Origin of the sequence: Streptantibioticus cattleyicolor NRRL 8057 = DSM 46488 (genome assembly GCF_000240165.1) — a bacterium.
Taxonomy (GTDB): domain Bacteria; phylum Actinomycetota; class Actinomycetes; order Streptomycetales; family Streptomycetaceae; genus Streptantibioticus; species Streptantibioticus cattleyicolor.
Genome location: NC_017585.1, coordinates 1,182,551 through 1,194,736 on the forward strand (window position 1 = coordinate 1,182,551; position 12,186 = coordinate 1,194,736).

Annotated in this window: 13 protein-coding genes; 6 read left to right on the top strand and 7 right to left on the bottom strand. The window is 74.3% G+C overall.

Going from position 1 to position 12,186, the window contains the following annotated elements; genetic code table 11:
* Positions 1-62 precede the first annotated feature (62 nt).
* The gene (locus SCATT_RS32940; RefSeq protein ID WP_014151017.1) at positions 63-1,967 is read left to right on the top strand and encodes a fluorothreonine transaldolase; all 1,905 of its coding nucleotides are present in this window, start codon (positions 63-65) and stop codon (positions 1,965-1,967) included.
* On the opposite strand, the gene SCATT_RS32945 is transcribed toward SCATT_RS32940, so the two are convergent.
* Positions 1,957-2,277, bottom strand: coding sequence for a nuclear transport factor 2 family protein (locus SCATT_RS32945; RefSeq protein WP_231904897.1), 321 nt, complete (start codon positions 2,275-2,277; stop codon positions 1,957-1,959). The genes SCATT_RS32940 and SCATT_RS32945 overlap by 11 nt on opposite strands.
* A gap of 159 nt (positions 2,278-2,436) precedes the next feature.
* Here SCATT_RS32945 and SCATT_RS32950 point away from each other — a divergent pair, with 159 nt between their 5' ends.
* The 3 genes from SCATT_RS32950 to SCATT_RS32960 are packed head-to-tail and all read left to right on the top strand — an operon-like array spanning position 2,437 to position 4,559.
* A complete protein-coding gene (locus SCATT_RS32950; protein ID WP_014151015.1) occupies positions 2,437-2,937 on the top strand; it encodes a Fur family transcriptional regulator in 501 nt (166 codons plus the stop codon).
* Positions 2,918-4,084 carry a VIT1/CCC1 transporter family protein gene (locus tag SCATT_RS32955; RefSeq protein WP_014151014.1) on the top strand — a complete coding sequence of 389 codons (1,167 nt, stop codon included), beginning with the start codon at positions 2,918-2,920 and terminating at the stop codon, positions 4,082-4,084. The genes SCATT_RS32950 and SCATT_RS32955 overlap by 20 nt, the downstream gene beginning before the upstream one ends.
* A 1-nt stretch (position 4,085) precedes the next feature.
* A complete protein-coding gene (locus SCATT_RS32960; protein WP_014151013.1) occupies positions 4,086-4,559 on the top strand; it encodes an AAA family ATPase in 474 nt (157 codons plus the stop codon).
* Positions 4,560-4,563: 4 nt separating this feature from the next.
* Here the strand turns inward: SCATT_RS32960 and thiI are convergent, their stop codons facing one another.
* Positions 4,564-5,763, bottom strand: coding sequence for a tRNA uracil 4-sulfurtransferase ThiI (thiI, locus tag SCATT_RS32965; protein WP_014151012.1), 1,200 nt, complete (start codon positions 5,761-5,763; stop codon positions 4,564-4,566).
* Between the two features lie 68 nt (positions 5,764-5,831).
* The gene (locus tag SCATT_RS32970) at positions 5,832-6,296 is read right to left on the bottom strand and encodes an ATP-binding protein (RefSeq protein WP_106433078.1); all 465 of its coding nucleotides are present in this window, start codon (positions 6,294-6,296) and stop codon (positions 5,832-5,834) included.
* Positions 6,297-6,876: 580 nt separating this feature from the next.
* On the opposite strand from SCATT_RS32970, the gene SCATT_RS32975 reads away from it, so the two are divergent.
* Entirely contained in the window at positions 6,877-7,299 is a 423-nt protein-coding gene (locus SCATT_RS32975; RefSeq protein ID WP_014151010.1) for a cysteine/serine endopeptidase inhibitor, read from the top strand.
* 436 nt (positions 7,300-7,735) lie between these two features.
* Here the strand turns inward: SCATT_RS32975 and SCATT_RS32980 are convergent, their stop codons facing one another.
* On the bottom strand, positions 7,736-8,431 hold the full coding sequence (locus SCATT_RS32980; RefSeq protein ID WP_014151008.1) for a response regulator: 696 nt from the start codon (positions 8,429-8,431) through the stop codon (positions 7,736-7,738).
* Positions 8,432-8,778: 347 nt separating this feature from the next.
* Between SCATT_RS32980 and SCATT_RS40495 the strand changes: the two genes are divergently transcribed.
* Positions 8,779-9,765, top strand: coding sequence for a helix-turn-helix domain-containing protein (locus tag SCATT_RS40495; protein ID WP_265736672.1), 987 nt, complete (start codon positions 8,779-8,781; stop codon positions 9,763-9,765).
* A gap of 208 nt (positions 9,766-9,973) precedes the next feature.
* On the opposite strand, the gene SCATT_RS40500 is transcribed toward SCATT_RS40495, so the two are convergent.
* The 3 genes from SCATT_RS40500 to SCATT_RS33000 are packed head-to-tail and all read right to left on the bottom strand — an operon-like array spanning position 9,974 to position 12,185.
* Positions 9,974-11,626: a serine/threonine-protein kinase gene (locus SCATT_RS40500; RefSeq protein WP_014627007.1), complete on the bottom strand. Its 1,653-nt coding sequence runs from the start codon at positions 11,624-11,626 to the stop codon at positions 9,974-9,976.
* Positions 11,627-11,672: 46 nt separating this feature from the next.
* Entirely contained in the window at positions 11,673-11,954 is a 282-nt protein-coding gene (locus tag SCATT_RS32995; protein WP_014151005.1) for a hypothetical protein, read from the bottom strand.
* Positions 11,955-12,002: 48 nt separating this feature from the next.
* On the bottom strand, positions 12,003-12,185 hold the full coding sequence (locus SCATT_RS33000; RefSeq protein WP_014151004.1) for a hypothetical protein: 183 nt from the start codon (positions 12,183-12,185) through the stop codon (positions 12,003-12,005).
* Between the last annotated feature and the right edge of the window lies 1 nt (position 12,186).

Sequence of the window (12,186 nt, forward strand, 5' to 3'; positions counted from 1 at the left end):
ACCGCGGCCCCGCCGCGCCGGCCGCCGGATCCGTGAGACCGCCATGGGAGGAGCCCAGCCCTATGCCGTCGTCCGTGAACCGCACCAGCCGCACCGAGCCCGCCGGCCACCACCGCGAGTTCCCCCTCTCCCTCGCCGCCATCGACGAACTCGTCGCCGAGGAGGAGGCCGAGGACGCCCGGGTGCTCCATCTGACCGCCAACGAAACCGTGCTCAGCCCCCGCGCGCGAGCCGTGCTCGCCTCCCCGCTCACCTCCCGCTACCTGCTGGAACACCTGGACATGCGCGGACCGTCACCGGCCCGGCTGGGCAACCTGCTGCTGCGCGGGCTGGACCGGATCGGCACCATCGAGGAGTCGGCCACCGAGGTGTGCCGCCGGCTCTTCGGCGCCCGGTACGCCGAGTTCCGCTGCCTGTCCGGACTGCACGCGATGCAGACCACGTTCGCCGCGCTCTCCCGCCCCGGGGACACCGTGATGCGGGTGGCCACCAAGGACGGCGGCCACTTCCTGACCGAGCTGATCTGCCGCTCGTTCGGCCGGCGCAGCTGCACCTACGTCTTCGACGACACCATGACCATCGACCTGGAGCGCACCCGGGAGGTGGTCGAGAAGGAGCGGCCGAGCCTGCTGTTCGTGGACGCGATGAACTACCTGTTCCCCTTCCCGATCGCCGAGTTGAAGGCGATCGCCGGGGACGTCCCGCTGGTCTTCGACGCCTCGCACACCCTCGGCCTCATCGCCGGCGGCCGGTTCCAGGACCCGCTGCGCGAGGGCGCCGACCTGCTCCAGGCCAACACCCACAAGACGTTCTTCGGCCCGCAGAAGGGCATCATCCTCGGCAACGACCGTTCCCTGATGGAGGAGTTGGGGTACACCCTGTCCACCGGGATGGTCAGCAGCCAGCACACCGCCTCCACGGTGGCGCTCCTGATCGCGCTGCACGAGATGTGGTACGACGGCCGGGAGTACGCGGCCCAGGTGATCGACAACGCCCGCCGCCTCGCCGGTGCGCTGCGCGACCGCGGGGTGCCGGTGGTGGCCGAGGAACGCGGGTTCACCGCCAACCACATGTTCTTCGTGGACACCCGGCCGCTCGGCAGCGGTCCGGCGGTCATCCAGCGCCTGGTCCGGGCCGGTGTCTCGGCCAACCGCGCGGTGGCCTTCAACCACCTGGACACCATCCGCTTCGGCGTGCAGGAGATCACCCGGCGCGGATACGACCACGACGACCTGGACGAGGCCGCCGACCTGGTCGCCGCCGTGCTGCTGGAACGTCAGGAGCCGGAGCGGATCCGGCCGCGCGTCGCCGAACTCGTCGGCAGGCGGCGCACGGTGCGGTACACCGGCGACCCGGCGTCCGCCGCCGGCCCCCCGGCGCGCGAGCGGTACGCGCCCCCCACCGCCCCGGCCGGCCACCCCGCGCGGCCCCGCTGGATCGGGGTACGGCTGACCCCGCTGCCCGAGCCGGTCACCGAGGCGGAGTGCGCCGGGGCACAACGGCTCGGCCGGCTGGCCGGAGCCTTCCCGCACCAGATCGACTCGTCCGGCAACGTCAGCTTCACCAGCACCGACGGACGCCTCTTCGTCACCGGCAGCGGCACCTACATCAAGGACCTCGCCCCCGGTGACTTCGTGGAACTCACCGGCGCCGAGGGGTGGACGCTGCACTGCCGCGGCGACGGCCCGCCGTCCGCCGAGGCGTACCTGCACCACCTGCTGCGCGAGCGGGTCGGCGCCCGCTACGTGGTGCACAACCACTGCATCCCCGGCCGGGCGCTGGAGACCTCCGGCGCCCTGGTGATCCCGCCCAAGGAGTACGGCAGCGTCGCGCTGGCCGAGGCGGTCGCCGACGCCTGCCAGGACAGCCAGGTGATGTACGTGCGCCGGCACGGCCTGGTGTTCTGGGCGCACTCCTACGACGAGTGCCTCGCCCTCATCGAGGACGTCCGCCGGATCACCGGCTGACCGCGTCCCCGCCGCGCGCCCCGACCAGGCCGAGACCGTCCATGTAGTCACGGCAGTGGACGACCAGTCCGTCCCGGACCCGCAGCACCAGCAGACCCGGCAGGGTGAGCGCGGCGGGCCGGGACGGCAGCGCGGCCACCACCACGTGCTCCCCGACGACCACCTCCGGGTCGCCGGTGTCGTACACCGCCACCTCCGCGACCTCCGACACCCGCACCGCACTGGCGCCCCGCACCGCGCGGTACCCGGCGCGCACCGCCTCCCGCCCCTCGTACCGCGCGGGGAAGCCGCATGGCCCGGTGGCTGGCACGGGGACTGCGGTACGGGGACGGCTCCGTTCACACGAGGGTGGTCGGCGGCCGGCGCCGGTGATCGGCCGGATGGAGGGCGTCCCCCGGTCGGCGTCGCGTTTCCGCCACCACGGTGCTAGTTTAGACATTGTCCAAACTAGCCGACAGGGGGAGGGCGGATGACCGGCGCGCACCCCACCGACGCCATCGCCGAGCGCCTGCGCGGGGCCGGCCTGCGGGCCACCCGGCCGCGGCTTGCGGTGGCCGGCGCGCTGCGCGCGATGGGCGGCCACCACACCGCCGACGAGGTCCACGCACACCTGGCCGAGCACGGCACCGAACTGCCGAGGACCAGCGTCTACAACGCCCTGGTCGCCCTCGCCGGATCCGGCATCGCGCTCCGCGCCGACGTGGGCCCCGGGGCGGCGGTGTACGAGTTCGCCGACACCTGGCACCACCACTTCGTCTGCCTGCGGTGCGGACAGGTCACCGACGTCACCTGCCTGGTCGGCGCCAAGCCCTGCCTGACCGCCGGGCAGGAGGTGGGCCGGGTCGACGAGGCGCAGGTCATCTTCCGCGGCGTCTGCCGCGACTGCCTCGCCGCCCACGGCCCGGCCGGCGGCCGGACACCGCCATCAGCACCCGCGGGAGCACCACCTCATGAGCACGAAGAACACTGACACCGCCACCACCGGGCCCCGCGATCGGCGCGCCGCCGCCCGGTTCCGCGCCGCCCTCGACTCCGAGCGGCGCAGCGCCGCGCTGTACCGGGGGCTGGCCGACGGCGCCACCGGCGAACGGCAACGCATCTTCCTGGAACTCTCCGCCGTCGAGGAACGGCACGCGCGCCACTGGGCGGACAAGCTCACCGCCCTCGGCGAACCCGTCCCCCGCCCCGGCCGCACCGGGGTCCGCACCCGCGCCCTGTCCTGGCTGGCCCGCCGGTTCTCCGCGGACGCCGTCCTGCCGCTCGTCGAACGCGCCGAGCACGCCGACGCCGGCCTGTACCAGGGCGACCCGGACGCCGCCCCGGGGATGGCCGCCGACGAACGCTCGCACGCCCGCGTCCTGACCCGGCTGCGCGAGCAGACCCCGGCCACCCCGGAACAACTGGGCGGACGCGGCATCGCACAACGGGAGAGATGGCACCGCGGCGACCGCTCCGGAGCGCTGCGCGCCGCGGTCTTCGGCGTCAACGACGGCCTGGTCTCCAACACCGCGCTGGTGATGGGGTTCGCCGGATCCGGCGCCGGCGCCACCACCATCCTCTTCGCCGGCGTCGCCGGACTGCTCGCCGGCGCCTTCTCCATGGCGGCCGGTGAGTACGTCTCCATGCGCAGCCAGCGCGAGGCGTACGAGCGGGAGATCGCCCTGGAGGCCGACGAACTGCGCGACGACCCCGAGGCGGAGGCCGAGGAACTCGCCCTGATCTACCGCGCCAAGGGCCTCCCCGCCGACGAGGCGGAACGGGTCGCGGCCACCATCATGAAGGACCAGGAGACCGCGCTGGAGACCATGGCCCGCGAGGAACTCGGCCTCGACCCCGAGGAACTCGGCTCGCCGTGGTCGGCGGCGCTCTCCAGCCTGATCGCCTTCGCCCTCGGTGCCGTGGTGGTCGTCGTCCCCTACCTGTTCGCCTCCGGCACCGCCGCGTCCGTCGCCGCCGTGGCCCTGGCCGCCGCCGCGCTGTTCACCGTCGGCGCGGTGCTCGGCGCCCTCAACGGCCGCTCCCCGCTGCGCTCCGGGGCCCGGCAACTGCTCGTCGGCGCGGGTGCCGCCGCCGCGGTCTTCGGCATCGGGCACGTGGTCGGCACCGGGGCGGCGTGACATGACGGCGACGCTGGAGCTGGCGGTCCTGGTGGGCCTCCAGGCGGCCGGCAAGTCGACGTTCTACCGGCAGCGACTGGCCGGACGGTACGCGCTGGTCAGCAAGGACCGGTACCCCCGGGCCGCGCGCGGCAAGCAGCGCCGGCAGATGCGCGAGGTGACCGAGGCGCTGGCCGCCGGAACCTGCGTGGCGGTCGACAACACCAACCCCACCCCGGACGAATGGTGGCCGCTGCTGGCCGCCGGACACGCCCACGGAGCCGCCGTCACGGCCTACTGGTTCCCGCCCGACCTCACCGGCTCCCTGCGGCGCAACGCCACCCGCACCGGGCGCGGACGCGTCCCCGACATCGGCGTCCGCGCCACCGCCGCCCGGCTGCGCCGACCGAGCACGGCCGACGGGTTCGACGCCGTGCGCGAGGTCCGGTTCGACGGGCACGGCGGGTTCGAGGTCCGCCCCGCCACACCGCAGTGACGGGTCACGCGGCTGCCCGCCCGGTATCGTCCCGCCCCGGATACACCATCCGGCCGCGCGCCAGCAGCTCCCGCACCGTACGGTCGGGGTCGCAACGGCGTTCCAGCAGGGCGAGCCGGGCGGCGTCGGACCTGGTGGCGACCCGCGGCGGCATGAACAGCCGGCAGCAGTCCTCGTCCGGCAGCTGCGAGATCACCTCGGTGCCGATCCGGGCCGCCTCCGCCATGATCTCCTTCTTGTCCCAGCCGAGCAGCGGACGCAGCACCGGAAGCGGGGCCGCCTCGTCGACCGCGGCGAGGTTGGAGAGCGTCTGGCTCGCCACCTGACCCAGGCTGTCCCCGGTGACCAGGGCCGCCGCGCCCCACCCACGGGCCAGCTCGCCGGCGGCCCGGACCATCAGCCGCCGCTGCGCCACGATCTGCCACCGCCCCGCCCCCGCCGTGGCCAGCGACCGCTGCGCCGCCCCCAGCGGCACGATCAGCAGCCGCGGCCCCGGCTGGTAACGGCCCAGCTCCCGCACGAGCGCGTACGCCTTGTACGCGGAGGCCGGGCCGGTGTACGGGGCACCGGTGAAGTGCACGAAGTCGCAGTGGAGCCCGCGCCGCATCGCCCGGTGAGCGGCCACCGGCGAGTCGTACCCACCCGAGAGCAGCACCACGGCCCGCCCGCTGCACCCCACCGGCAGCCCGCCCTGGCCCCGCAACCGGTCCAGCGACAGGTGGACCGCGCCCCGGTCCACCTCCACCGCCACCTCGACGGCCGGGGTGGTCAGATCGACCGGCAGCCCCAGTTCGTCGTGGACCCGGGCGCCGACCAGGGTGGCCAACTCGTCCGACCGCAACGGGAACGACTTGTCGCGCCGCCGCGCCCGTACCGCGAAACCACCCGCCACCGGGGTCCGCTCCCGCAGCAGATCGACCGCCGCCCGCGCCACCACCTCCGGCGACGGCGCCACCGCGACCGCGGGCTGCACCACGTCGAACCCCATGACGTCCCTCGCCCGCCGCACCAACTCCGTCACCGGAGCCTCCGGCGCCCGCGGCGACGACACCACGGTGACGCTGCCCGCCGTCTCGATCCGTACCGGGGTGCCGACACCCCTCAGCGACGCCCGCAGATTGCGCCGCAGTTGTGCCTCGAACCGGTCGCGGTTGCGGCCCTTGAGGACCACCTCGCCGTGTTTGAGGAGAACGCATCGGCGCATCGTGTCCCACACCTCCCACGTCCGCCGCGCGGCTGCGCGCCGCCCCCGGTGCGGCGGTGGCGCGCGGATCAGGCCGCGGTGGTCAGATCCGCCCAGTGCACCGCGTGGTGGTCCGCCCGCCGCTCGCCGTGCGCGGCGGCGACCTCATCGATGATGCGCAGGCCGCGGCCGTGTTCGGCGGGCATGCCGCTGGCGGCCCAGTCGCCCTGGCGGCGGGCCGGCCCGCCGTCGGCGACCTCCACCCGCACCTGGCCGGTGTCCGGGTCGCGGATCAGCCGCAACGACAGCGGTGGCCTGGCGTGTTCCACCGCGTTGGTCACCAGCTCCGACACCACCAGCAGCACCTTGTCCGCGGTGCGCCGGTCGACCCGCCAGGCGGCGAGCGTCTCCAGCGTGGTGCGACGCGCCTGCCTCGACGCCTCGGGGCGGTGCGGCAGCGAGACCGCACGCACCTGATCCTCCCCGCCCGCCGCGTCCGCGCACCGCGAGCGGGGCTGCCGGTCGTCACTGAAGGCCGTGTCCAATCGGATCATCTCCCGTACCGTAAACACCTCGTCACCGCCGCGGATTCCTCCGCCACACCAGGCGGGCTGCCCCCACGCGAGGCCGGCGGCGGTCGGCACCAGGAAGTCGGGTACCCCGATCCGGCCGGAAGTCACGAGGACGACGGGGCGCCTTCACACCGGGGTCGTCGCCGTTGTGACCCGTCACAACGCCTGGCCGACCGCTCCCTGGACCCACCGAGCGGTTTCGGACGGATCACGGCACCGGAACACGGTGTCTTCACGCGTCGCGCACATCGCCTCCACCGCAGGCGGCGCGGGGTGACGGCGACCGGCCGGGGGCCATATCGACGGGCGCGGGCCCGGCCGAGGTATGCGCATGGTGCGTTGACCGCCGCGCGGCGGCTCACTACAGTCTCGCAGCGCCCGGTCAAGTAAGGAATCTTTCCTTTTCCGCCGGAACCGCCGCTTTCGGAGAGCCGCCGCTCTCGCTGTACCGCCCTCTCGGAGAACCGCCGCGTCACCGCCTCCCGGCCGGCCCCGCCCCGTCCGGCGGGCCCGCCCACCTGATGTCGTCCACCGACCAGGAGACCTCGGAAAGGCAGGACTCATGCACGCCCTGAAGCGATTGGGCCCCCCGGTCGGCGTCGCCCTCGGCGCCGCCGCCCTCGCCGTCCTCACCGCCGGCCCCGCCTTCGCCGGCATCCCCTTCGGCCAGCCGATGAGCGGCCGGGCGACCTGGTACGACGACGCCGGCTACAGCGCGTGCGGCACCCCGATCGACGCCTCGACGCAGCCCATAGTGGCCGTCGGCCCTTCCTGGTGGACCTCCGCCAACCCCAACAACGACCCGCTGTGCGGCGGCGTGTCGGTGAAGGTGACCTACAACGGCACCACCATCACCGTCCCGATCCGGGACAAGTGCTTCTCCTGCGACGCCGGCCACATCGACCTCAGCGTCCCGGCGTTCCGCCAGCTCGCCGACCTGGGGGTGGGCACCATCAACGTGACCTGGCAGTTCGTGCAGGGGTGAGGTGATGGACTGACGTGCCGTCAGCTCCAGATCTACTGGAGCTGACGGCACGTCATATTTGTGTCCGCGTCGGGGCGCTCAGGGCGTTCAAAGTGCCCAGGGTGCGCTCGGCGCCCAGCCAGCGTCGTCGCTCCGGGAGACGGTTGGGGTCGCAAATGTGAGCGCTAACAGCCTGCCCCCGTGCGGGACGGATGAGCCTTGCCCTCGCATCGGCGGCCCGTCTGCGGCGTGTGCCTGTAGTATGCGCGCTCACATTTCCCGAACCGTCACGGGAACCACGGCCGTGCCGTCCCCCCCGCAGCACTTCCGTTCCTGTTCTGCCATGAGACCGGGCCTGGCGGCCTGGCGGTCTGTCGGCCTCGGCCCGTGGCCGCCGGGCTCGTTGTGCGGAACGTTGTCGTCCGGTTCGGGGGTATAACCGGGTTATGGGTGGGGGTCAGGGGTTGGTGGAGGGGCCGGAGGGGCGGACGAGGCCGGTTTCGTAGGCGATGACGACGGCTTGGGCGCGGCTGCTGAGGTCGAGTTTGGTCATGGTGCGGTTGAGGTGGGTCTTGACGGTGGATTCGCTCATCATGAGGCGGTCGGCGATCTCGGCGTTGGTGAGGCCCTTGGCGACCAGGGAGAGGACTTCCGACTCGCGGGCGGTGAGGGGGGCGAGGGTGGGGGAGTGGACGGCGGGCGGGGGGAGCGGGCGGGTGTGGGCTTCCACGAGGCGGCGGGTGATGTGCGGGTCGAGGAGGGTGTTGCCCTCGGCGACCGTGCGGACGGCGGAGAGCAGTCGTTGTGGCGGGATGTCCTTGAGCAGGAAGCCGTCGGCGCCGGCTTTGAGCGCGGAGTAGACGTATTCGTCCAGGTCGAAGGTGGTCAGCACCAGGACGTGGGGACGGTGGGGCGCGTCGTCGGCGAGGAGGCGCCGGGTGGCCTCGACGCCGTCGAGGACCGGCATGCGGATGTCCATGAGCACGACGTCGGGGTGGTGGGCCTGGGCCAGCCGGACCGCTTCGTCGCCGTCGGCGGCCTCGCCGACCACGTCCATCCCCGGGGTGGCCCGGATGAGGGCGGCCACCCCGGCGCGGATGAGGATCTGGTCGTCGGCGACGAGCACCCGGATCGGCGGCTCGTCCTGGTTCACCTGGTGTCTCCTGATCGCATGGCCGGACGGGTCCGCGGTGCGGGGCGCGCCGGGGAGGCGCCGGTGGAAGGCGGTGTGGTGCGGAGCGCGTACCCCGGGTCGCGCACGGCCGCTGGGCCGCCACGGGTACGCCGATGACCGTCTGCCCCATTCATGGGGAGCACTTTACGGTCTGGTCTACCGCGGAGGTTCGACGTTCCGGTTGCGTACCGCGGAAGTTGTAGCGGGCTGTCAGGTCTGTGAGGGACGACTGCGCGGGGGCCGTCCGCCTAACGTCACGGTCACCGGTCGTCGCGGGTCTTGTCGGGCGGGCCGGTGTGAAGGGGCTTACGGGGGAGGCGGTTGTGATGGAACGGGCGGTCGTGGAACGGGAGTCGGGCGTCGGGCGGGGGCTGGGCGGTTTCGGTGACGTGGGGGTGGTCGGGGAAGAGGGCGCGGATGTGCGGGAGTTGGGGGCGCTGCGGTTGTCGGTGCTGAGTTTCGCGGCGGCGCCCCGGGTGCGGGGTGGGGTGTCGGGTGGGGTGCCGGCGTGGCAGGTGGCCATGGTGGCGTGTGGCAGTGTGCTGGTGGCGTCGCGGCGGGGTGCGGCGCGGTTGGAGGCCGGGGACCTGGTGCTGTGGGAGCCCGGTCAGTCGATCGACCGGGCCGTAGCGGCGGTCGAGGGGCCGGCGCCGCGGGTGCTGGTGCTGCATCTGCCCGATCACCTGTTGCCGGTGTCCCCGGCGGCGTTGCGGGAGTTGACCGCGCGGCCGGTGCGGTCGGAACGCGGGGCGGCGGCCTGTCTCGCCCGGGTGCTGGAGGAGTTCGGCCGCCGGGGACGGGAGGTGGCCGCGGCCGAGGAGCCGTGGCTGGCCCGCGCGGCGGCCGACCTGGCGGCGGCGTTCGTGGCCGGCCTGGCCGGAACGCCCACTGTCGGCGACAACGGTCCGGGCCCGGCGGCGGTCCCGGACCGGCAGGGCGCGCTGTTGCGGGACGTCATGGCATACATCGAACGACACCTGTCCGACCCGTTGTTGTCACCCGGAACCATCGCCGCCGCCCACCACATCTCGGTGCGCTATCTGCACCGGCTCTTCCAGCGGGAACGGTCCACGGTGAGCGGCTATGTCCGCGACCGCCGACTGGAGCGCTGCCGTGCCGACCTCGCCGACCCGGCGCTGGCCGCGCACAGCGTGAGCCGGATCCGCACCGGCTGGGGCTTCCGCGACGCGGCGGCGTTCAGCCGGACGTTCAAGAGGACGTACGGGATGGCCCCCAGCGAGTACCGTCGGCTGACCGGGACCGGGACCGGGACCGGGTCGGGGCCGGGAGCCGGGGGACGGCCGGGCCGTTAGCCCGCCGGTGCGGAGGTGTGGGGGAGGGGTTGCGGGGCGGGCGTCGCGGGTCAGGCGTCACGGGCAGCCGTCGCGTACCGGATGTCGCGGGCCATCCGCGACGGGGCTGCCGTCGCGAGCGGACGCGACGCCGACGACCGGGCGGCCAACCCCTCCGCCGCTCGCGCTCACCGCGTCGGCGGGACAACCCCCCATCCCACACGGCCCCTCAACCCCGCAGCGCCGGCCACGTCTTCACCCCCACCTGGCCGTCGACCTGGAGGTGGTGGTCGCGTTGGAAGGCGCGGACGGCGGCGCGGGTGTCGGTGCCGAACTGGCCGTCGATGCCGCTGGGGCCGAGGGGGTAGCCGTGGGCGGCGAGGAGGCATTGGGCCTCGCGGACCCGGTCGCCCTGGTCGCCGTACCGGGTGAGGGCGGTGCCGGAGTAGTAGGGGCAGTTGGGCCGTGGCTGGGACGGGGGCGGGGCCGGGCGGGGGTTCCGGGGGCGGCGGTGACGGTGATGGTGGCGGGGCGGGCTGGTCGGGGCGGGCGGGGCGTCGGCAGGTTGGGGCTGGGCGGGGGCGCCGGGGTTCGCGGCGGGGCCGGTGGGGACGAGTACGACGGTGGTGCGCGGCGAGGGCGCGGCGGGTGCCGGATCCGACGGGGCCGACGTGGCGGGGTGGGCCCGGGAGGCCACGGGGGCGGCGGAGGACGGTCGCGTACCGGGCAGGACGAGCAGCAGTGCCGCCGTGGCGGCAGCGGCCACCGTGACGGCGGCGGTGAGGACGGGGAGCGGGACGCGGCGGCGCCGGGGCGGGGACTGTGCGGGCGGCGGGGGAGCCGGGCCGCGGCGGGCGACGGTGGAACGGTCCAGTGGTGAGCGGCTGGTGGCCCGGCCGGACCAGTTGGCGCGTGCCGTGATCTCGGTGGCGAGGGGGTGCGGCCACTGGTCGGCCGGGGGGTGGCGCCGGGCGGTGTCGGCCACGTCCTGTGGGGTGGGCCGGGCGGCCGGGTCCTTGTCGAGGCAGCGGCGGACGAGGTCGGCGAGGGCCGGGTCCGCGCGGGTGAGGAGGGTGAGCGCCGCGGCGCTGGGCGGGGCGTGGACGACGCGGTGGACGACCTCGGAGGTGGAGCCCTCGCCGAACGGCGGCAGCGCGGTGGCGGCGTGCACGAGGAGGGAGCCGAGGGAGAAGACGTCGGAGGCCGTGGTGACGTCGCGGCCCTCCGCCTGCTCCGGTGACATGAACGCGGGGGTCCCCACCTGCTGGCCGGTCGTGGTCAGCAGGCTCGCCCCGGCGGTGTGGGCGACCCCGAAGTCGATGACCCGTACCCCGTCCGGGCCCAGCAGGACGTTGGAGGGCTTGAGGTCGCGGTGGACGATGCCGGTGGCCGCGATGGTGGCCAGCGCGGCGCCGACCTCGGCGGCGAGCCGCCGGACCACCGGCGCGGGCAGCGGGCCGTGGCGGTCCACCGCGTCCCCGAGGCTGGGCCCGGGGACGTACGCGGTGGCCAGCCACAGGTGCTCGGCGTCGTCGAAACCGGAGCCGAGCAGCGCGGCGGTGTATCTGCCGTGCACCCGGCCCACGGCGTCCACCTCGCGTTCGAAACGGCGCCGGAAGCGGGGGTCCTCGGCGTACTCGGGGCGGATGACCTTGACGGCCACCAGCGCGTCGGCCCGGTAGCCCGGGTCCCCGCCCGCCTCGAGGTCGGTCCGCCGCCCGAGGAAGAGCCGGCCCATCCCGCCCCCGCCGAGCCGGGCGAGCAGCCGGTAGGGCCCGATGGCGATCGGGTCCGCGGGGCGCAGCGGCCGGGCGCCGAGCCGTTCCAGATCGGCGGCGGTCAGCTCGGCGGCCCACGGGTGGGCCGGGTCCTTCTCGGGCATGCGGGGTTCCTTCACGAGGTACGGCGGGGTGACCCTGGGGGGCCGGTCAGCCGTTGCCGCCGGCCTGCGAGATGTTCTTGAGCACCGCGTCGAACCGCTTCTGGAACTCGTCGAGCGAGTGCTTGATCTTGTTGAGGTCCGCCTGGGCGCCGTGCCAGGCGGACCGGAACTCGGCGGCGTGCTTGCCGTCCCAGTGGCTCTGGTCGCTGAGCACGTTGCCGGCGGCCGACAACTGGCTGATGGACTGCTGGAACCCCCCGTCGATGATGCCGAGGAACTTCCGGCTCGCGGCGTGCGCGGCGTCGTCGACCTTGACCGTGCCTGACATGGTGTCTCTCCTGTCGTGTCGTGCGGTGTGGTTGACCGGTGAAGTCGGTCAGTTCTGCAGGGACTTCATGGCCGGGTCCTTCTCGCTGTCGCCCAGCAGGGCCACCAGCAGCCGGATGGAGATCGGCTTGTGGCCCGCCGGGTCCTGGCGGCCCACCTCGTAGTCGTCCGGGTGGTTCAGGATCCGGGCGGCCAGCGCGAGGCGGGAGTTGAGGTCGCCGCCGCCGGGCACC